This window comes from Anabaena sp. UHCC 0399, from assembly GCF_034931465.1.
In the GTDB taxonomy this organism is placed as follows: domain Bacteria; phylum Cyanobacteriota; class Cyanobacteriia; order Cyanobacteriales; family Nostocaceae; genus Trichormus; species Trichormus minutissimus.
The window spans coordinates 134,670-156,114 of sequence record NZ_JAYGGZ010000007.1 but is presented as its reverse complement, the minus strand read 5'-3'; the positions used below and the strand labels follow the sequence as shown (position 1 = coordinate 156,114).

The following is a 21,445-nucleotide window of genomic DNA, read 5'->3' as shown; positions in this document are numbered from 1 at the left end:
GCTAGAGGACAGGTTATAGGTGACAGGTGACAGGGGACAGGGGACAGGTGATAGGTGATAGGTGATAGGGGACAGGTGATAGGGGACAGGGGACAGGGGACAGGTGATAGGTGATAGGGGACAGGTGATAGGGGACAGGTGATAGGGGATTGGGGATTGGGAAGTAAAAAGGTAAAATGGCAAAGGTGAAAGGTATCAATTCCTATTTCCTATTTCTTATTTCCTATTTCCTATTTTCTATTTTCTATTTCCTATTTCCTATTTTCTGTCACCTGTCCCCTGTCACCTGTCACCTGTTCCCTGTTCCCTTCCATAAAAATGCACAGTTTTATTCCCCCAGAACGGTTTTTTCCCTACCTCACCTGGACTGAGATTCAGGGTATGCCAAATAAGGAAAATGTAGTCATCATCCAACCAGTGGGGGCAATTGAACAGCACGGGCCTCATCTACCATTGATTGTTGATGCTGCTATTAGTGTAGGAGTTTTAGGCAAGGCTTTGTCTAAGTTGGATGCTAATATTCCCGCCTATGCTTTACCGACTTTATATTATGGTAAATCTAACGAACACTGGCACTTTCCCGGTACGATTACCCTCAGCACAGAAACACTCACAGCCACAATTATGGAAGTGGCAGAAAGTATCTACCGTGCTGGATTTAGAAAGCTGGTATTGATGAATTCCCACGGGGGGCAACCCCAAGTTATGCAAATGGCGGCGCGGGATTTGCACGTTAAGTATAGTGACTTTTCAGTATTTCCGCTTTTTACTTGGCGTGTGCCTCATATCACTAAAGAATTGCTGACACCGAAAGAAGCAACTCAAGGAATGCACGCTGGGGATGCTGAAACTAGTATTATGTTGGCGATTTTACCAGATCAGGTGAAGTTAGATCAAGCTGTGGCTGAGTATCCGCCAGAACAGCCAGAAGGTAGCTTACTGAGTTGGGAAGGTAAGTTACCTGTGGCGTGGGTGACAAAAGATATTAGTAAAAGTGGTGTAATTGGTGATCCTACCACAGCTACCAAAGAAAAAGGCGATCGCATTTTAGAATCTGTCTCTGATGGTTGGGTAGCCGTGATTAAAGAAATTTACGCATTTCGTCAGCCTAGTTAAAAGTATGGGGTGCGATGAGATTAACCGTCAAATTCCGTAAGACCGGGGGTAGGGCTTTAAAAGTGTTTTAGCCTGATAGACATAAATAATATTGATTACCACCCCACCTCTTCTAATTGGTATTGTTTCAATCTCAGTCAAGCTACTAAAGTAAGTTCGATAATTAGCCATTAAATCTTTTCTATTCTTAAAGGGGGCAGTAGTAATGTACAATGCGTTTTCCCCTAACCATTGATCCGCTTTTGACCAAAAAGCAAACCCACGCAAATCCTTGCCAATGTCAAAGCAAGTAATCGGGACGTTCGCTAGAGGTTTCAGGGACATAGCAATTGGCCCACCTAAATAATAGCGATTGGTAAATATAAAACTAGAGTTCTCTAGGGCTGCACTCAAGATAGGAGAAGAAGCAAAGCCACGCCGCATTTGCTGAATATCAATTAGTTCTGTAGAAGGGTCGTCCTTGGGAGATAAGAACCCTCCCATTAAAGCGTATTGACTAGGCTTTTGCAGTATTCCTGTTGTCACTTGCAGCAGAGTAATAAGTAAAATGCTAGCAACCATAATTCCCGAACCTAAGAGCCATCGCCGCACCCAACGTCGCTGATGCTGCTCCCAGAGCGTTGCCTGTTGCCCTAATAACAAAGTTGCTGTCCAAAATCCAGGCATCGACCAAGCTGGCAAAATTTGCCGATATCCTCCGATGAGAGTAAACCCTAAAGTTAAAGGCAGAGATAGCCATAAATTCAATAATTTAGTCCCATCTAAATCTCCCTTAAAGGTTAGTGATTTGTGAGAAAAAAGTGGCATTGTTCTTAACACCAATGGTCGTAAACTCACCCACCAAAGTGGCAATCCTATGGTTGGGAACAGATAAGCTACTCCGGCTAAATAGACAGCAGCTACACTCAGCAGATTGTAGCCACCCCTTGGTATCGCTCGCTCTGATTGAAAACGAAAAGACACCCAATCGTGCTGCATATTCCAAAACAAAATCGGGAAGATCGTGATAACAAATAAGCCTAACCCTAGCCACGCCCAAGGGGAACGCACAACACAACGATGAGGTGGACTCGTTAAACAAAAACCAATTAGTCCCAGTCCTAAAACAAACCCATGATATTTGCTATTGCAGGCTAATCCCACCAGGATACCAAGGTAGCTCAAGCGGTAACTAGGGACATATAAATTAGATGAGCCGGACTCATTCTTCCAAAGGCCATGCTTTTGATTTCCTGGCTGCCGAAAAAATTCGTTGACGGCACAATATAAACTAGCTGACCAAAAAAACATCAGTGGACTATCAGGCAGACTTAGGATGCCAAAGCCAACTTGAAAAATCGGACTGATGGTGGCAATGGCTAAAGTCAGGCAGGCTGTTCTAGGAGAGAATAGTCTATTGCTAGTTAGATACAATAGCAGCAAACTGCCTGTATATAAAATCAGCGTTCCCAGGCGAATTGTGAATTGGGACACATTTCCAGTTAACCACGGGCCAAAACCAGTTGTCAGAGCCACAAAAACTGGATGATCAAAATAGCTCCAGTCTAGATGCAGACTGTAGAGGTAGTAATAAGCTTCATCAAAGGTGGGGTACATACAGAAAGCAATTATTGCGCGAAACAGCAATCCCCCAACTAGCAATATCAGCACTAACTGATTATTTTTTTGAGCCGACCATTTCTGGACTTTTTGCATTTACTCGAATTTTGATCCTTTATTGTGGGCTTTTGGGTTTCGCACCGCGAACTAGTCTAACCCGGAGTGCGGCGCGGGAAATATGTCACGTACTCCATTAAATATTTGTTAGTGTAGGGGTAGTGCAACAGCTGGAACGATGCAACCTAGCTTATAGCTAGCGGGTGATCAATCTTGATTAAGAAAATACCTAAGAGATGACACTATGACGGACTTTGAGACTCAAAACAACCGTTTTTATAGCCAAGACGATATACAAAGGATTTTACAGCTAGCGATCGCCCGGCAAGCTGATGATCAAGATAAAGAGTTTAGCTATGAGCAAATCTTAGAAATAGCCCAGGAGTTAGATATATCACCTGAGACTGTCAACTTAGCAGAGAAAGACTGGCGATCGCAAAACCGCGAAATTCAGCAACGCCAAGCATTTAATACTTACCGTCTCACACGATTTAAGAAACGTTTGGGTAATTACAGCATTGTTAATGCTTTTTTCATCTCGGTAGATTTTTTAGGTGGCGGTACTATTTCTTGGTCGCTGTACCTGTTACTATTCTGTGGTTTAGCCGTTGGGCTTGATGTTTGGAATATTTTTCTGACTAAAGGTGAAGAGTATGAAATGGCTTTCCAGAGATGGAATCGCAAACATCAAATTAAACAAACTATTAATACCTTTGTTAATAAGTGGTTTAAAGCCTTACAGGTTTAGTAATTGGGCATAAAAATTCAAAATTCACGCATTGAATAACTTCTGCCCCTCTGCTTCCCCTGCACCCCTACCTCCCCTGCTGGCCTCAATTCATCCTACTATTATCCTTCTTTGGTCAGCACTATATTGTTACTATCAGCTTGCAGTTTTACCCAGGCAAAAAAGACTATTGCTAATAGTTGAGTTGCTGAAGAAAAGACTATCAGTATATTTATTGCGTGGTCATATAAAACACCCATCAATGTACTACCTAAAAACCAAGCTAGACCATAACCAGTGCTGAAAATACCGTAGGCTGTGGCGCGTTTGTACTTGGGAACTATGCCTGCGATCGCAGCTTTTAAAACTGATTCTTGCGCCCCCATGCCAATGCCCCAAAAGGCTATGCCTAAAAGCGCAAGTTGGGTATTTCCTAAAAAGACTAATGGCGCAAATAAAGATGATAGCAAAGCAGCAATCATCAACACAAAAATGCCAATGCGGTCAAAGAAATAGCCAAATATTAACGCTGCTACGGCATCTACTCCCATCGCCAAGGCATAGAACAGAGGTATGGTTTGCCCCGTCGCAATACCTTGTTTTTGAAAATGAAAAGCAATTAAAGGGAAATCTGCATAACCTGCGGCGATAATGGCGACTGCACCCAGATAAATCCAAAATATGCGCGGTAATTTTTCCTCTTTGGGACTCTCTTCAGTTTCTTCTTCAAAATCACTCGGATTGGGATAGATAAATTGCAAAACTCCTAACACAATTAATCCTAAAACCGCAGGCACAATTAATACTGTAAAGGCGTTGCGATATTCGCCCTGAAAATATACCATTGCCGCCACAGCTAAAGGCCCCATGACAGCACCAGTTTGATCCATTGCCTCATGTAAACCGAAGCCAAAGCCTCTGCCAATTTGACTTACACCGTGGGAAAGCAACGCATCTCGTGGGGGAGTACGAATGGCTTTACCAGTGCGTTCAACCATCATTAAACCTGCGGCTACTTCCCACCTACCAGCTAAGGCTAACAGTGGCACAACGGCGGTATTGATAAAGTAACCCAAAGTTGTGATTCCCCAATATTTACCTGTTTGGTCGCTGAGATAACCAATTACTAAGCGAAAGCCATAGCCAATAAGTTCTCCAAACCCAGCTACCAAGCCCACCACAGTGCCGCTAGCTCCCAAAACTTCTAAATAAGCCCCCGTTATACTACGCGCTCCTTCATAGGTAGCATCGGCACAGAGGCTAACAAAACCTAGCAAAATTACAAACCTCAAAGCGGCTGCTTTCTGTGGCATACTCCATCACATCATTAAAATTGCTTTCATATTGAAACACAGGATTTGGGGAGTGGGAATAGGTGACAGGGGACAGGGGACAGGGGACAGGGGACAGGTGACAGGGGACAGGGGACAGGGGGAGAAAAACTAATGACAATTACGAATTACGTTAGCGTAGCGGGACGCAGTCCATTACGAATTACGAATTATTTTGACTATCCATCAAAATCAGGCGGAGGGGATCTAAACGCACATACCAAGGAAAGGGTTGGTCTTTGATCGTTACCCATTTCTCCTTGAAGACTTCTGCTTGCAGGTGATAGTCTTGTGAATAATTGGCGGGAGAATTAAGTTTTAAAAATAGTGTCATGCGGTGAGGTGTTTCACTGGTTCTTGCTAACCAGCAAGGAAAGGTGTTGGCTTGTGCTGGGTCTTTGGTAAATATAATATGATGGGCGCGGATGCCAACATGGGAGATTGCTGGGGTAATTTGTTCGTTCACTTGCAACCGACAACCCCAATCAACTGCTTCTAACTCTTGCGATGAGTGAACAATCGCACTAGAGAAATTCTTACACCCTGTGATTTGGGCAACACTCACAGTAGCCGGATGCTCGAATATTTCGTATTTAGAACCATGATGTACGGCTCTACCATGCTCCATCACCAATAAATTAGGACAAACGCGATAAGCTTCTTCCATATTATGGGTGACAAATAGTGTCACACCTTGGTATTCAGCTAGAGTTTCGGTCATTTGTTGTTCTAGTTGACTACGCAGATGTGTATCAAGTGCAGAAAAAGGTTCATCTAAAAGTAAGGTTTCTGGAAAACTTGCTAAGGCTCTGGCTAAAGCTACTCGTTGTTGCTGTCCGCCAGAAAGTTGGTGTGGGTATCGTTCGCCTAATCCTTTTAATTGCATGGATATTAGTAACTCTTCGATTTGCGATCGCACTTTCCCATTGGAAATTTCTTTGGGTAAGCCAAAACCGATGTTTTGCGCCACTGTCATATTCGGGAACAGTGCATAATTCTGCACTAAAAACCCAACTTGGCGATCGCGACTAGGTAGATTAATGCCTTTTTCTGAATCAAACAACACTCTGTCATTTAAAACTATGCGCCCTTTCGTGGGTGTCTCAATTCCTGCAATACAGCGCAAAATCATACTTTTACCAGCTCCTGAACCCCCCAACAATCCCAAGGGTTGCTCATCGGTATTAAATGCCACCTTCAGGTTAAAACTCGGCAATCGCTTCTCAATATCTACAAACAGTTTCACTTTTGCAGTCGCAGCCGACAACACCGAAATTTCACCCCCCTGCTCCCCTGTTCCCCGAAGTTTGCTTGGAGGGAAACCCTCCTGGCAACTTCTCTTCCTGCTCCCCTGCGTCTTCCCTCCCCTTCCCCTTAATTCCTGCCAAAAGTTGACAGCAATAATCGCTGATAGCGAGACAATCATAATCGCCAGCGACCAAAACCAAGCCTCATCTGTCGCGCCGGCTTCCACAGCAAAATAAATTGCCATTGGGATTGTCTGGGTTTGCCCAGGAATATTACCCGCTAACATCAACGTTGCACCGAATTCACCCAGCGCACGGGCAAACGCCAGAGATGCACCTGCTAAAATCCCAGGGAATGCTAGAGGTAAACTGATGCGCCAAAAAATTTTAGCCTCATTCGCACCAAGGGTTCTAGCTACCTGGAGGAGACTACCATCAATCTGTTCAAAAGCCCCCAGCGCAGTTTTATACATTAACGGGAAAGAGACAACTGTAGCTGCGATCGCTGCCCCATACCAAGTAAATACTATACTTAAATCAAAAGGCTGCATGAGTTTCCCCATCGGGCCATTTTTCCCGAAAAACAGCAGTAACAAAAAGCCCACAACGGTAGGGGGTAAAATCAAGGGAGCTACAAAAACCCCTTCAATTAAAGATTTAGCCTTGCCACGATATCCCAACATCCAATAAGCAGCCGCAATTCCCAAAAAGAACGTGATAACTGTGGCAAATAATGAGGTTTTGAGGGATATCCAGAGGGGTGAAAAATCCAGTGGCATGATAATTCTAGACAAGAGTTAATGTGAAAGTATTGGCTTGGGCGTGATTGAGTCTAGTGTTGGCTACTCAAAAAAGCCTTATCCAGCAGGGCTATTTGTTGATAATTAAAAATATACCAACTTTATCATGATAAAGTTGGTATATCACAACAATTTACTGAATAATGCAGCAAAGTTGGTTTGTTATTTGTAGTAAAGACTTTATTTCTGTTCATCCTATTACTGTGTCAAGTTAGTTTTGATGGTTTGTAGTAAGGACTTTAGTCCTTAGAAAAATCAGGACTAAAGTCCTTACTACAAACTTGCTTATCCATCAATTCAAACTTGATGAACTACTAGTTCTGAGCGATAAATCGTTTACTACTAAACAAGATTTGATTTATGCTTACCTGAATGGAAAATATTTTTTATCTTTGCGGTCAAACATTCGTTTAAACTAATACTAAACAAGTTATAATTCAGTATTATTAACTACATATTTCTCTATAGATATCAGTGTTAATGTGTATTTATATAACATTTTCTCAAGTTTCTCCCTCATAACAAACTGTATGTGCTAGGATATGCTCTGAGAATTACATTCGGTTATAGTGTTTGTTTTTAGTATTGACAGGCTTTTCCCTTTTGGTATTTGCAGACTCTCTCCGAAATCTAAATCTCTACAAACTGATCTGATGATTTTGGAGACATATAAATGTCAATTTATGTAGGCAATCTCTCTTACGAAGTGACACAAGATACCCTCACTGCTGTTTTCGCAGAATACGGGACTGTAAAGCGGGTTCAAATCCCTACTGATCGCGAAACAGGTCGCTTACGTGGCTTTGCCTTTGTAGAAATGGAATCTGAAGCTGAAGAAACAGCAGCCATTGATGCTCTTGACGGTGCTGAATGGATGGGTCGTGATCTTAAAGTGAACAAGGCCAGACCCAAAGAAGACAGAGGTTCATTTGGTGGTGGCGGCGGTGGTAATCGCGGCGGCGGCGGTGGTGGTGGCTACAACCGTAACCGTTACTAAGTTCAATAGAATAAATTGAATTGAGTGAATGCTTAAGCAATGCTGCTTGAGCATTTCTTGTTTGGTGGTAGAGTTTGTAATTCATAACGATGCTCCGCCCCGTTACGCTCTAAGCGCAGCTATGCCGCAGGCTTTACGTAATTCGTAAACACGGTGAGTGCTTAGTTAAAAGTGCTGTTAGCTTGGTAGGGTACAGCACTTTTAACTTTTCCTTTATTCTCTGGCAATCACAATATCATTTGATTTAATTACTGCATAGGCTTCTACACCTTCAACCAGTTCTAATTCTTCAGCTGACATTCTGGTAATAATAGAGGTTAACTCTACTCTGTGAACAATCTCTAGAGTCACTTCACTATTCACAGCACCAGGGACAACTTTTTTCACCACACCCTTAAGAATATTGCGGGAGCTAACTTTTAAGAGTTTTTTAGGAGCATTAACTTCTAATTCCAAATTCTGAGTATCTTTTTTTTCTACCTTGTCTTCCTCTGTGGTTGGTAATGATTTTGGTGGTGCGGGTTGCTGATGAAGACCACGCACAAGTTCCCGCAATATCTCAGTTTTCGTGCGCTGAGACTGCTGACAGAAGTCTTCTAAAAGTTTGCGCTCGTCTTCCGATGTTTGAAAAGTGATCCATCCTTGTTCTTTTCGTGGCATAATGTTACCAATTTAGTTGGTAAGTATCGAATTTATACAGGTACGATCCTACCAAGCCTTAATTCTATCTAAACCTGATTTTCCTATGAAACGAAGACAAATTATTGCTTTTCTTAGTGCGGCAGTTGTTAGCTGTTTGATAGCGGTTGGTTGGCCTTTTATGACACCATCCCCTGTATTAGCGCAATCTAATGTCAATCTACTGGTTTCTGCTGCTGCCAGTATGAAAGATGCACTAGAAGATATTAAACCTCTCTATCAAAAGAATAATCCTAATATCAATATTAGTTATAACTTTGGTGCGTCTGGTGCTTTGCAACAACAGATTGAACAAGGTGCGCCAGCAGATGTGTTTATTTCTGCGGCTAAAAGACAAGTAGATGCTTTAGAGCAGAAAGGGCTGTTGCTTCCAGGTACAAGAGCTATCCTAGCAAAGAATCGCCTAGTCTTGGTTGTTCCTAAGAACAGGACTGGTGTTACTAGCTTCTATAATTTGAGAGATGCCAATATTAGGCGGGTGGCGATGGGTGAACCGAGGAGCGTACCCGCAGGACAATACGCTCAACAAGTGTTGCAGAAGCTCAAGTTATTACCACAGATTCAGCCAAAATTAGTCTATGGCAATAATGTGCGTCAGGTTTTAGCTGTGGTAGAAAGTGGTAATGCGGATGCCGGTCTAGTTTACTCAACCGATGCCAAGATATCTGACAAAGTAAAGGTTGTAGTGGCTGCTGATGAAAAATACCATTCGCCGATTATTTATCCGTTAGCTGTGGTCAAAAGCAGTAAAAACTCTAATGCGGCTAAGGAGTTTGTTCAGTTTTTAACCACTGACAATCAAGTTAAGGCTGTACTGCGGAAGTACGGGTTTATTTTGCCTTGAAAGTGCTGTAAAGCCCTGCGGGCATAGCTGCGCTTAGAGCGGTAGCAAGGCGTTTAGCCTGTACTGAGTGGGAAAAGAATTTTAGATTTTAGATTAAATCCCAATCCAAAATCATCAATCCAAAATCTACTCATTGAATTGCCCAATTTCCAATTCCCAATTCCCGATAATGTCACAATAAAGGCAGGTGTTATATTTATATCTGTGACTATGTATTTAACTTGGTTAGACAGCAACAGTTGGCTACTGGAAATCGGTCAACAAAGAATACTTATAGATCCTTGGTTGGTTGGTTCGCTAACCTTTGCTAACGTAGATTGGCTATTCAAAGGTTCACTGACTCAAGAACGTCCTATCCCAGATAATATTGATTTAATCGTGCTGTCCCAAGGTTTGGAAGACCATGCTCACCCACCAACACTGAAGCAACTTGACCGGAATATTCCGGTGGTGGCTTCTCCTAATGGGGCGAAGGTAGTACGGGAGTTGGGTTATACTGCTGTGACAACTCTGGCTCATGGGGAAACTGACAATTTAAATCAGCAAGTGGAAATTACTGCTGTTCCTGGTTCTCCAATTGGCCCAACGTTAATAGAAAATGGTTATGTTTTCCAAGAGCTAGCAACGGGGTTAAAGCTGTACTATGAGCCTCACGGCTATCACTCTCCCCAATTGAAACAGTTTGCCCCTATAGATGTAGTTATTACCCCCATAACTGATTTAAGTTTGCCTGTGGTGGGGGCGATTATTAGAGGACAACAGAAGGCTTTAGAAGTAGCAGAGTGGTTGCAACCGCAAGTTATGCTTCCTACTGCATCCCCTGGTGATGTGATGTATGAGGGATTGCTGGTGAAGTTTCTCAAGGCTGTGGGAAGTGGGGATGAAATGCGATCGCAGTTAGCAAAACAGCAACTCTCGACTCAGATCATTGAACCACGCCCAGGCGATCGCTTTGAATTACCATTACAAAAACGCCACTAAGTGTTAGCCTTTGAAAATGATGTCGTAAAGTGACAGCAGAATCTCCACCACAATCAGAATCACCACATACCACTCTACTCGCTGGCTACTGCTATGCTGCATAAACTCCAGCACGGTCTGTGCCGTTTGGGAAATTAGCTCTAGTTTTCGTTCTAAGGCATTGTGACGCTCACGGATTTCGTATTCATCCTCTAAACGCAGATATAAATTTTCTAGTTGTGGGGACTCCCACAGCAACTCTGGCTTATCGATAATCTCTACTCGACCCACAATCTTATGTTGAACTAACAGGGTAGTCCCAAGTTGACGCAATAATTCCCGACTCTTGCGTTTACTCCTGTTGTCACTCTGAAGACTAGCTGCAAAAGGTTCAATTTGATCAAATACAGTTGCGAGGCTTGTTTCATAATGAGAAAGAACAACACTTTTAGCAAGAATATCAGCCACTATTTGTAAACGTTCTACACTAAATTCATGGAGGAAAATTTTTCCTTCCTTAACTCGCTCACTTTCCACAATATTGAGATGCACTTCTACTTCTTCTGTTTCGGGGTCGGTAAAAGAGTCACTAACTTGTGAGGATAGTTTGCTCAAAAAGGCTGCCTTTTCCGCAGGCTCAAGGTTAAACAGAACAACTGCCCCATAGCCCAGTAGCACTGCACAGCCATGTTCACCTACTGTAACTATTAATGGCATTGTTGCCAAACAAACGTAATTCTCTAAACTTTGTAGGTTAATCTTCTTCCCAAGGAATAGTGCCTGCGCTCTGAAGCTATCTCTATTATAAAAAAGGAGTTTTTGCATTGTCGCCCTACACTATATTTTGTCTGTATAGATTTTCCAAAAGCCTATAATTGTATCACATATTGCAAACTAGCTAACTTTGACCATACTGAGTGCTGAGTAAGAAAAAGAGTACGCAGTTAGTTTTGACGGTTCGTAGTAAGGACTTTAGTCCTGATTTTTCTAGGGACTAAAGTCCTCTCTACGAGACGCTACGCGAATACTACAAAAAAAGCTTATCCCTCAATTCAAATTTGATAACCTACTAGGGGTTATACCCCACAAGAAAGTGGGTGGTCTTTCAACTCAGCACTCTTCATTACTTTCATTATTTTTTCAATTGTTCTAAATAAACGGCAAGCTACATCATAATTCTGCTACATCTTTGTTAAGAAAAGTTACAACCCTCTTAACAAAAGGAAATATGTTTTATGGTAGTTTCACTTGAGAAGAATGCACCACATCAGGTTGTAATCATTGGTGGTGGCTTTGGTGGACTGTATACAGCAAAGACTCTTGGTAGAGCGAATGTCAGCATTACTCTGATCGATAAACGCAACTTTCACCTATTTCAGCCGCTTTTATATCAAGTTGCGACAGGTACGCTATCACCTGGTGACATTTCCTCACCATTACGAGCTGTATTCAGCAAAAGCAAGAATACACAAGTGTTACTGGGAGAAGTAAAGGATATTAATCCCAAAGCGCAACAAGTTATTTTGGATGATAAAGTAGTACCATACGATACATTAATTGTTGCCACAGGTGCTAACCATTCTTATTTTGGCAAAGATCACTGGAAAGACGTTGCGCCTGGCTTGAAAACTGTTGAAGATGCGATAGAAATGCGTCGCCGGATATTTGGTGCATTTGAAGCAGCAGAAAGCGAAAATGACCCCGAAAAACGCCGTGCTTGGTTGACTTTTGTGATTGTAGGGGGTGGACCAACTGGTGTAGAATTAGCTGGTGCGATCGCCGAATTGGCATACAAAACCCTCAAAGAAGATTTCCGCAGCATCAACACCTCAGAAACAAAAATTTTACTATTGCAAGGGGGCGATCGCATCCTCCCACACATTGCGCCAGAGTTATCGCAAGTAGCAGCAGAATCGTTAGAAAAGTTGGGTGCGGTAATCCAAACTAAAACGCGGGTGACAAATATTGAAAATGACATCGTTACTTTCAAGAAAGGCGATGAAGTAAAAGAAATTCCCTCAAAAACTATATTGTGGGCAGCAGGTGTCAAAGCTTCACCAATGGGACAAGTCCTAGCAGATCGTACAGGTGTAGAGTGCGATCACGCCGGACGTGTGATTGTAGAACCGGACTTGACTATTAGGGATTATAAAAACATTTTTGTAGTGGGAGATTTAGGCAACTTCTCCCATCAAAATGGTAAACCCTTACCTGGTGTTGCACCCGTAGCCACACAACAAGGAGAGTATGTAGCTAAACTCATTAAACGACGGCTTAAAGGTCATACTTTGCCACAATTTCGTTACAATGACGTAGGTAGTTTGGCGATGATTGGGCAAAATTTAGCTGTTGTAGATTTAGGCTTAATCAAACTCCAAGGTTTCGTTGCTTGGGTATTTTGGCTATTAATTCACATCTACTTCTTAATCGAATTTGATACGAAATTACTAGTAGTATTTCAGTGGGCTTGGAATTATATCACTCGTAATCGTCGCTCTAGATTAATTACAGGTCGACAAGCTTTTGTAGAACCAAAAACTGTTAACACTAGTTTAAGCTAACGAATAAAGCTTCACACAATCGCCACCAAGATGCTGTAGCGATCGCACTGTGCCATTCCCAAATACCTAAAACTTTTACTCGCCAAACCTGCTCAAAAAAGCCGAAATATGGTAGATATCCTGCGGGTGCGCTGTCGTCGGGGATGAGGTCTGGATAATTCACCCAAGCATCTTTCCACCGCCACCCGACACGATTACCAAAATCAATGCAGGTTTCGGCGGCGGCGGCTTGTTCATTCCCAATCATCAAAGCCATTAGCGGATCAGTCGCCGCAGTTCCTTTGATGCTTTGCCAGATGCGTTGCTGAACACTGAAACCAAAGCGTCCTTGACTATATTTCACCCAAAGTTTGTCAATAGTAGATAAGTCAGTACGAGGAAAATTGACTACACTTTCTACGTCTAAGTGGCATTGTTGTTCTCTATTGGCAACCTTCAGCATCAGGTTTGTGGTTTCCCCATCCGCCTCTAACCATCTCCCAGCTTTTAATAAGTCTTTTAGTAGTGTGTAATCTACACCAACAGAGGAACTTAAATCATCTATATCTTCATCATTTTGGTTAGCACTCTCACTAACTACCAAGGTGTTTTCTGACAAAACTTCAATGATTCCCTGCGAACCAGATAACCAGAAATATAGTTGATTGTCGGTGGCTGCTAAATCTAGTTGTAATTGGGTGATTAATCCGGCTGCGGTTAGTCCCAAGGGTGGAGTTGCTTGATTGAGAATCGCCAACACAGTAGCAGCAAATTGTTCATGGTTATCAGGTGGTGTAGCACAAGCAATTAAACATTGGCCTGTTTCTATTCCTAGTTGCAATTCTTCTACCCACTCCCGCACCGATGTAACAGCGATCGCCGCTTGGGCAGGACAATCTAAAATTAGAATCTGTTGGGAACTGCAACGACGTAATTGTTTTCTCAACCAGGAACGACTGATAGTTACATCATCAGCTAAAACTAATACTGCTTCACCTGTGGCTGTTTCCTGAATTTGTCCTCGCAGATATAAAAATACAGTTGCGCTGTCTACTGCAACATCTTGGGGTGATGCAGCAAAAGATTCTGACAGCAAACACTTTTGGATAGCTTTGTGAATATCTGAGCTGGCGTTGTCACCCCGCACAGTCCAATAGTTAGTGGCAAAACTCCCCGCCGTGCTGAGAATGTTGAGTAAAGCTGAGGCTGTTTTGCTTTTGGGGAGTCCTTCTACAATTAGTGCTTGTCGGGGATGTCTTGTTGATCCTTTAGAATTGGGTTTGATACCTAAAATTACGTCCCCCACCCCTTCAACAATGCGCTTGGGGGTTTGGGAGGGATATTCGGAATGAATAGAACTTTCGCCACGACCTTTTTTTAGCTGATTAATCACACGTAACTGTTGATTAGCTTTATTTATGTAAGCTAAAGTCTGGTGATAAACATAGCGGTAAAGTCCATCAGCTGCGATGATACCTTGGGAGTCTGCCGCTTCACCGCGCAATCCCCTAATTAAATAGTAAGTAAATACACCATGTCCTAACTGAGGAAATTCCCAAGATTGCTGATTGCGATCGCAAGATAATAAAGCGTAAAATCCCTTTTGTTTGGCTGCACGTTGCCGCAAAACTTCCACTAATTCTGGCGTAGGGTTAAGTTCCGGAGATATTTCTCCTCTCGCTCCCAAAAATGTCAAATTACCACTATGACAAGCATCTAGCCAGACTAATTGTTGACCAGCATCACAATCTGCCAACAACTGTAATAATTCTTGTAACTTTAACCCAGTATTAATTAAGTTATCTTTTTGAGTATCTTGGAGACACAACACCACCTCTTGACTCATTGAGTCAAGTATCCCATGTCCAGAAAAATAAACCAGAATGGTGTCACTCGGTTTAGTCGCAGCAGCCATTGTTTTGAGGGTGACACGCACATTCTCTAATAAAGGCTGCTCACCAAAATCGTGGTAAATTTTTAACTCTCTTTGGGGAAATCCCAGGGTTGCTGCATCTAATGCTGCTCCCAAACCCTGACAATCTACAGCAGGGTAACGCAAACAAGGTATTTGCTCATCCTGGTATTGATTCACTCCTACCAACAATAGCCAAAGCTTGGCCACACCCGTTTCTAGGGCATTAGTTGAGTGACTGGTACGCACACCGATCGGACACATACATATTTAAAATATTAAAAGTGAACTACCCCTACTCCCCAACGAAAGAGCAGGGGAGAACAGGGTTACGGTGTACACACATCTATGGTTTTATCCCCCTAAATCCCTCTTCAAAAGGGGGACTTTGATTCTAGTTCCCCCTTTTTTAAGGGGTTAGGGGGGATCATAAAGATACCGGATAAGTTTATCAGACTTGTGTGTACACCGTAGAAGAACAGGGGGAAGGGTGCTTTTTCGCCTATAAGGAGCGAGGTTTGTACTTTCTCCTCTACCCTCTACCCCTGCGCTCTTATCAAGCTATGGTCACATCTGGAGACAAATAAACATCCTGAATGGTGTGAAATAATTTTACTCCTTCTTCAAAGGGTTTTTGGAAAGTCTTTCTCCCAGAAATTAAGCCTGTACCACCAGCACGTTTATTAATAACGGCGGTACGAACTGCTTCTGCAACATCATTCTTCCCAGACGCACCCCCAGAATTAATTAAACCTGCACGTCCGCAGTAACAATTTAATACTTGATAACGGGTTAAATCAATGGGGTGATCAGTTGTTAATTCTGTGTACATCCGTTGATCAATTTTGCCATAACTTTGACCCGTGGCTTTAGCAACTGCTTCGTAGCCACGATTATTTTCTGGGAGTTTTTGCTTAATAATGTCGGCTTCAATTGTCACACCCAAATGATTCGCCTGTCCCGTTAGATCAGCTGCAACGTGATAATCTTTATCTTGTTTAAAAGCATTATTCCGCAAATAACACCAGAGAATTGTCACCATTCCCAATTCATGGGCGTATTTAAAAGCTTGGCTAATTTCTTGAATTTGTCTGGTAGACTGCTCTGAACCAAAATAAATGGTTGCGCCTACTGCTATTGCGCCTAAATTCCAAGCTTGTTCGACATCAGCAAACAATATTTGGTCAAATTGATTAGGAGCCGTCAACAGTTCATTATGATTTATTTTGGCTATAAGCGGGATTTTGTGGGCATATTTACGCGATACGCTACCCAATACGCCTAAAGTAGTAGCTACAGCATTACAACCTGAGGCGATCGCCAATCTGATAATATTTTCTGGGTCAAAGTAAATTGGATTGGCTGCAAATGAAGCACCGGCGGAGTGTTCAATGCCTTGGTCTACTGGGAGAATTGAGAGATAACCTGTATTTGCTAAACGACCTGTGGAATAAAGTTGCTGGAGATTCCGCAATACTTGCGGATTGCGATCGCTATGCAACCAAACTCGATCTATAAAGTCAGACCCCGGTAAATGCAGTAAATCTTGGGAAACTTTAGCTTTGTATGTGAGCAGGTTTTCGGCTTCTTCCCCTAGCAATGACTCGATAGAAGTAGTTTCTAAGAGCGTTGCAGTCATAGCGGTTTCCTCTCATTTGAGCAAATGACTTTGCCCTTAAGATAGCATTTAGCTAGAACCGACAGAAGCCCCACATCTAGTAATCAGGCATCTAAATAATCTTACTGAGAAATTTATGTATAAGTATATAAGTTACTCGGAGAAAGGAATATCAAAATTTATGCGTCTTCCGATGAACTGTTTCCTTTAATTAAACGGTGGAGTAGGCGACAAGGCCAAAAGCACGCCCCACAGATACTTACGGAGGCAATGGCAACAAAAACACGCCAGTTCTCCTTCAGTGGATTAGCAGGCTCTGATGCCTGGTTTTGCGTATCTTTGGTTAATTCCGGCAATGAATGAGATAGCTGGCCGGCTGTACTTACCCCCTCAATCGCCGCTCCAATTAGATAAGCTACAAGGGCAATACTTAGCCAGTGATTCATCATATTTTATTGGGCAAATTTTGCGTTAATGATTCTCTGGCTCTAAACACAATCGGCTTTCAGCCGTGTCTCGAATTAGAGGCAGTTTAGATTTTATGTAGGTATTAATGCTACTATCTGACTGTGTGTCAATTCCCTGCTTGGCTTTTAATTGCTGGAGAAGCAATTGTACTAGAGCCATATCATCAAACTGGAGTAATGTGGTGACATTAGTAGACTCGATTACAGCCCAAAGCTGTTGCATCATTTTGGTAGTGATCATGAGTCTCTAACCTCTTAAGCTTTTCTTTATATTTGCACGTTTTCCTTGTTTGTGCCTAATTTTTTGAAAGAAGTTAATCAATCAACACAATTACAATAAGAGAGCCGAAGCATCGCTCCGGCTCTCTTATTGTTTTTTGGAGATGTCCCATAGCTAAGAGATGAAATTACCTACAATGTGGTATGTCCGTTTTCTGCAACCATTCCTGAGTGCGTCGCATACCTTCTTGCAGATCAATCTTAGGTTGATAATTCAACATTGCTTTTGCTTTAGCAATAGAATAAGCATAAGGGCGACTGATAAAATCTAGAGATTCTGGGACAATATCGGCTTTTTTCCCAAACAGTTTCTGCCCTTGGTGGCGTATTTTTACTAGCATTTTAAGTTCATCCTTTGGCAAACAAGGATAATCGACAGGTAAACCTGCAATTTCTGCCAAATAAGTAAAATAATCTTTCCAAGAAGTTTCTCTACCATCAGTAATATTAAAAATCTCTCCATGTGCTTCTTTTTCTATGGCGAGAAATATGGCATCAATCAAGTTATCTATATATACGTGGTTACAGACTCCCTTCCCATCATTGATATAGGCAAATAATTTTTGGCGCATCAACTGTAATGGTCGAATTACCCAAGGAATGCTTCCTGTCCCATAAACATCCCCTGGTCTAATAATAATCATGCCAACATCTGGGGATGTATTTAATTTTAATAATTCTTCTTCAGCTTCTATTTTTGTTTGACAGTAAGGATTTTTATTGGCAGAAAGAGGGAATTTTTCTGTGACATAGTTAGGATAGTTAAAGCCATAAACCATTACACTAGAAAGATGTACAAATGTTTTAACTCCAGCGTTTTTAGCAGCTTTAAAAATATTAATAGTGCCATCAACATTTATCTCTCGAAACTTCTTAATTGAGCCAACTTCTTCGGCAAGTTCAGCCGTATGTAAAACAATATCTACTCCCTGACAAGCTTTTTGAGCAATCACAGGATCAGTAATATTACCAAAAATTACCTCAGCACCTAAATTTTGTGTTTTTTTGGCATTATCTGCGGAAATTTGCAATCCGCGAACTTTCATTCCCTGTGCTATGGCAAGTTCAGCAGTTCGGAAACCAATGAAATTATCAATTCCAGAAATTAGCAGTGTGCAATCCGATAGTTTCATAAATTATCTATAGGGTTTTAGCAACCTTTCCTTTTGGGGTCAATCAATTTTGGATTTTAGATTTGCTGCCTTATCTACGAGACGTTCCGCGAAGGTAGCAGACGCAGCGCAGCGAGTATTTTAGATTGATGATTTTAGATTTGTTCTACCCACTTTCTTGTTGGGCTTGTACCGAAAAAAAATCCAAAATCCAAAATGGGCATCGGTCAACTTCGGTGATTACCCCTTGATGAGCGTTACTAGTATCCGTCTTCTTCCATTAAATATTCGCCTGCCGTGAGCCATGATGATGTTATCAAGTAATAAAATATCGCCCTGCTGCCAGCAAAACCGAATTTCCTGACTGGAAATTGCTTGTCGAATAGTATCTAGGTCTGCACTGTTAATCTCTGAGTTGTCCCCGAAAACGTGGTGATAGTAATAAAACTGCGTAAATATCGGTGCAAGCAGGGCAATAGTCCAAAGCTGAAAGCTTCCGTAACGCTTCGCCCAATGTAATAAATTAGTTTTGTGCAAGACATGGGCTTGGTTAAACCAAACTCTATCCCCAGTCAGGGGATGGGTGATGGAAGCAGGACATACACAGTTATCAACTTCCAAAGAAAATCGATTCCATTTCAGTTGCCAGCCTAGTTTTTCTACAATACTCTCAACTTCATGGCGATTATCGGTGTCAAAGGTTTCTTGCCAGGTTATAACTGCCTTATTCCTCGTCCAATTCTTTGTAGGTAGTCTCCGACGCAGCTTGATACCCTTCTCTTCAAATCGCTTGATGAGGCTTAAAGGCAGGGCTTGATAGACTGCTCGCATATCTGCTATGGGAGTTTCTCCATCTTGACTAGGAGCAACATCACAGAAAAAAGCGATTTTGTCGGGGAACTCGGTATGAAAACTCCTCTCTTGGTGTAGTTCAATTGGCAAATAAGAAGGGGCATTTGTGGAAGTATAAATCTGGTTTTGAACTAACGTCCGAGGTGATGTGCTACCCTCATCAGTGGCATTTTGTGAAGAAAATGCGGAAATAACAGTTTCAAATGCTTCTGCTCCTTGAATCGCTTTGAAGCCACGCAAGAGGATAGCACCTTTACGTTGGAGTTCTTTTTCTAGCGATCGCCGTTCTTCAGACAACCAAGATACTATCTCATTTAAATGAGCATTTTCACTTTCAACTGTAGGGCTAATTACGCAAGGAGATTGATAACCTAATAAAGTGCTTTTGATAATTTTCATGCGTTTGAACGGGAAATTGAAAATTTGTCATCCTTGCAGTGCTGCCAAAATCAGGCCTGGAAGTTTGTACCATTGAGGATTGGCCTCGAAAGCAGTAATTCGTTTACCAAGCTCTAATAAGTTTTTATTGGTTGTAAACCAACCTGGTGTCGGAAAGATGCGAAATGGTGAACGCACAACTGATTTTTGTGGATGATCAAACAGATAAGTATTGTGAACTACCCCACGACCAGAGCCAATATTTGTTAAAGGATTACCTGGAAAAGCTCCCCAAGTTGTTGACCCTAGTGCATAGATAATTCCTGACCAAACATTAACCCCAATAGCACCGTAGCGTAGATCGGCGATCGCTTGCTCTATCTCAGTAGAATAGGCTTTTTCGGTTGCAGGATGCACCAATAATACGCAAGAAAGCGTCCCCTTAACTTTCTGGTTGGCAAAATTAACGGCTTTGGCTAAAAATTCTCCAGGCTCATGAGCATCTAGGGCAACCTCTGCTAATAATCCACAAAATGCTTCGTGGTTGAGAGCATATTCTCCTAGCCTTGGAGATATATCAGGAATTACTGTCCAGGGTATACTCTCTTGATCAGCACAGGTCAATGCTTGAGCTTGCGGATAATGGTTTAAAAAGGCTTGATATCTTTCTTTAGCACCTGGATAATATGCTTGACGATTAGGAATAGCTGCTAACTCTTGGTGTAAGAGAGTCAAAAAAGTATCGCGCTGTTTCCAGCCTTTGGCAGTCACTAACACTTTGGCAGCATCACAGTTGAAGCTGCCATTATGAGTTACCATGCTGGCCACATGACGAGCCTGAAAAAGCAGATCAGATTTAGACCACAAACCCGGAACAACGAAAACAGGAGTAACACATCCTAGCTGTGAGGTTATCGGCTTCTTCAGCAAAGGTTGATTTACTTCTTTACGTTGCAATTGCTCTTCTAGGGTCTTTCCCCAAACAATTGCATCATGGGTGCGATCCGATCCCGTCACATGGATAGTATCTACTTCAGGATGATGGCAAAGGTAGTTACCTAGTTGAGCATCACCACAAACCACGCCCAAGAACCCATGCTCTACTAGTGACTGGAAGGCTTGTTCAACGAATGGAGTATCATAGTCATTAATCTGACTCATCTTGAGAATCACAACTTGATCTTCGACAAACAACTTATATAAGGTATCTGTCAGACTAAGCGACCAGTTGTTTCCTGCTTCCAATATCAGTGCCAAACCTCCAGCACTATGTTTTTCTCTGTAGATTGCTCCTTGAGTAGTTGGCTTACCCGGTTCTATCCATACCTCGCCAGTAAACCCTCTCCATATAATTTTGTCTATTAAGCTGTCAGGAAGTACCTGAGCAACCAACTGTCCATCAGGACGAGTACGCCAACGCTTAGGCTTGGGTTGACTACCAGCCTCTAAAGTTTGGATGAGCAAGCGCAAATTTCGCATGACAACCATTGGACCAGACATCCATTCTTCACCGGCCAAAGGCTCACTTGGATCAATTCCTTTTGCTCGACAAGTAACTTCCACTGACCTTGCAGCTACTTTCTGAACATCCTCTAAGCAACGGCGTAGATAAGTAATCCGCTCTGGAATTCCAATCTGAATCCAGGCGTTTTTGGACTTAGCCAGCCGAGAGATAAGCGCGTCAGCACTCTCAAAGGAAGTAGCCCTAATAGATGGGAAAGGTTTATTATTAATTGTTTCTGTCATTGTTAAGCTTACATCCAGCTATTAAATACTCAGGTTTATTTAGTATTTTCTAATCTGTTGCGATACAATTTTTTTCTTCAATCTATATTGATTTATGGTTAATTAGGTCATTGTGTACCTCATTTAACTAAGAAAAACTATAAAAGATCAAAGATTTTCAATCA

The 21,445-nt window shown here is 42.1% G+C and carries 18 protein-coding genes; 6 read left to right on the top strand and 12 right to left on the bottom strand.

Translation table 11 applies throughout. From position 1 onward, the window contains the following. Positions 1-318 precede the first annotated feature (318 nt). The gene (locus VB693_RS06205; RefSeq protein ID WP_323265482.1) at positions 319-1,116 is read left to right on the top strand and encodes a creatininase family protein; all 798 of its coding nucleotides are present in this window, start codon (positions 319-321) and stop codon (positions 1,114-1,116) included. Positions 1,117-1,143: 27 nt separating this feature from the next. Here the strand turns inward: VB693_RS06205 and VB693_RS06200 are convergent, their stop codons facing one another. Then, a complete protein-coding gene (locus tag VB693_RS06200; protein WP_323265481.1) occupies positions 1,144-2,811 on the bottom strand; it encodes an ArnT family glycosyltransferase in 1,668 nt (555 codons plus the stop codon). Positions 2,812-3,016: 205 nt separating this feature from the next. Here VB693_RS06200 and VB693_RS06195 point away from each other — a divergent pair, with 205 nt between their 5' ends. Further along, positions 3,017-3,520: a 2TM domain-containing protein gene (locus tag VB693_RS06195; protein ID WP_190706508.1), complete on the top strand. Its 504-nt coding sequence runs from the start codon at positions 3,017-3,019 to the stop codon at positions 3,518-3,520. Between the two features lie 101 nt (positions 3,521-3,621). On the opposite strand, the gene VB693_RS06190 is transcribed toward VB693_RS06195, so the two are convergent. Both VB693_RS06190 and modB read right to left on the bottom strand, forming a co-directional pair. Continuing rightward, entirely contained in the window at positions 3,622-4,812 is a 1,191-nt protein-coding gene (locus tag VB693_RS06190; RefSeq protein ID WP_323265480.1) for an MFS transporter, read from the bottom strand. 181 nt (positions 4,813-4,993) lie between these two features. Then, positions 4,994-6,856, bottom strand: coding sequence for a molybdate ABC transporter permease subunit (modB, locus tag VB693_RS06185; RefSeq protein WP_323265479.1), 1,863 nt, complete (start codon positions 6,854-6,856; stop codon positions 4,994-4,996). A 694-nt stretch (positions 6,857-7,550) separates the two neighbouring features. On the opposite strand from modB, the gene VB693_RS06180 reads away from it, so the two are divergent. Further along, positions 7,551-7,874, top strand: coding sequence for an RNA recognition motif domain-containing protein (locus VB693_RS06180; protein WP_190706500.1), 324 nt, complete (start codon positions 7,551-7,553; stop codon positions 7,872-7,874). Positions 7,875-8,087: 213 nt separating this feature from the next. Here the strand turns inward: VB693_RS06180 and VB693_RS06175 are convergent, their stop codons facing one another. After that, complete coding sequence (locus VB693_RS06175) at positions 8,088-8,534, bottom strand: molybdopterin-binding protein (protein WP_323265478.1); 447 nt, start codon at positions 8,532-8,534, stop codon at positions 8,088-8,090. Positions 8,535-8,619: 85 nt separating this feature from the next. Here VB693_RS06175 and modA point away from each other — a divergent pair, with 85 nt between their 5' ends. Both modA and VB693_RS06165 read left to right on the top strand, forming a co-directional pair. Continuing rightward, entirely contained in the window at positions 8,620-9,417 is a 798-nt protein-coding gene (gene modA / locus VB693_RS06170) for a molybdate ABC transporter substrate-binding protein (protein ID WP_323265477.1), read from the top strand. Between the two features lie 210 nt (positions 9,418-9,627). Continuing rightward, positions 9,628-10,398 (top strand): MBL fold metallo-hydrolase, encoded by a 771-nt coding sequence (locus VB693_RS06165; protein ID WP_323265503.1) that lies wholly within the window; start codon positions 9,628-9,630, stop codon positions 10,396-10,398. A gap of 3 nt (positions 10,399-10,401) precedes the next feature. On the opposite strand, the gene VB693_RS06160 is transcribed toward VB693_RS06165, so the two are convergent. Next, positions 10,402-11,202 (bottom strand): RMD1 family protein, encoded by an 801-nt coding sequence (locus VB693_RS06160; RefSeq protein ID WP_323265476.1) that lies wholly within the window; start codon positions 11,200-11,202, stop codon positions 10,402-10,404. A gap of 410 nt (positions 11,203-11,612) precedes the next feature. Between VB693_RS06160 and VB693_RS06155 the strand changes: the two genes are divergently transcribed. Then, complete coding sequence (locus VB693_RS06155) at positions 11,613-12,938, top strand: NAD(P)/FAD-dependent oxidoreductase (protein ID WP_323265475.1); 1,326 nt, start codon at positions 11,613-11,615, stop codon at positions 12,936-12,938. Here VB693_RS06155 and VB693_RS06150 read toward each other — a convergent pair. The 7 genes from VB693_RS06150 to VB693_RS06120 all read right to left on the bottom strand — a co-directional run bounded on the left by VB693_RS06150 (position 12,925) and on the right by VB693_RS06120 (position 21,281). Beyond that, positions 12,925-15,093, bottom strand: coding sequence for a GUN4 domain-containing protein (locus VB693_RS06150; protein ID WP_323265474.1), 2,169 nt, complete (start codon positions 15,091-15,093; stop codon positions 12,925-12,927). The two genes, VB693_RS06155 and VB693_RS06150, sit on opposite strands and share 14 nt — an antisense overlap. 292 nt (positions 15,094-15,385) lie before the next feature. Further along, the gene (locus tag VB693_RS06145; RefSeq protein WP_323265473.1) at positions 15,386-16,468 is read right to left on the bottom strand and encodes a class I fructose-bisphosphate aldolase; all 1,083 of its coding nucleotides are present in this window, start codon (positions 16,466-16,468) and stop codon (positions 15,386-15,388) included. A 158-nt stretch (positions 16,469-16,626) separates the two neighbouring features. Further along, entirely contained in the window at positions 16,627-16,893 is a 267-nt protein-coding gene (locus tag VB693_RS06140) for a hypothetical protein (protein WP_323265502.1), read from the bottom strand. Between the two features lie 25 nt (positions 16,894-16,918). Then, complete coding sequence (locus VB693_RS06135) at positions 16,919-17,155, bottom strand: hypothetical protein (protein ID WP_323265472.1); 237 nt, start codon at positions 17,153-17,155, stop codon at positions 16,919-16,921. 166 nt (positions 17,156-17,321) lie between these two features. Continuing rightward, positions 17,322-18,326 carry an NAD-dependent epimerase/dehydratase family protein gene (locus tag VB693_RS06130; RefSeq protein WP_323265471.1) on the bottom strand — a complete coding sequence of 335 codons (1,005 nt, stop codon included), beginning with the start codon at positions 18,324-18,326 and terminating at the stop codon, positions 17,322-17,324. Between the two features lie 219 nt (positions 18,327-18,545). Further along, positions 18,546-19,556, bottom strand: a complete 1,011-nt coding sequence (locus tag VB693_RS06125; protein WP_323265470.1) for a TauD/TfdA family dioxygenase — start codon at positions 19,554-19,556, stop codon at positions 18,546-18,548. Positions 19,557-19,583: 27 nt separating this feature from the next. Beyond that, positions 19,584-21,281: an NAD-dependent aldehyde dehydrogenase gene (locus VB693_RS06120; protein WP_323265469.1), complete on the bottom strand. Its 1,698-nt coding sequence runs from the start codon at positions 21,279-21,281 to the stop codon at positions 19,584-19,586. Between the last annotated feature and the right edge of the window lie 164 nt (positions 21,282-21,445).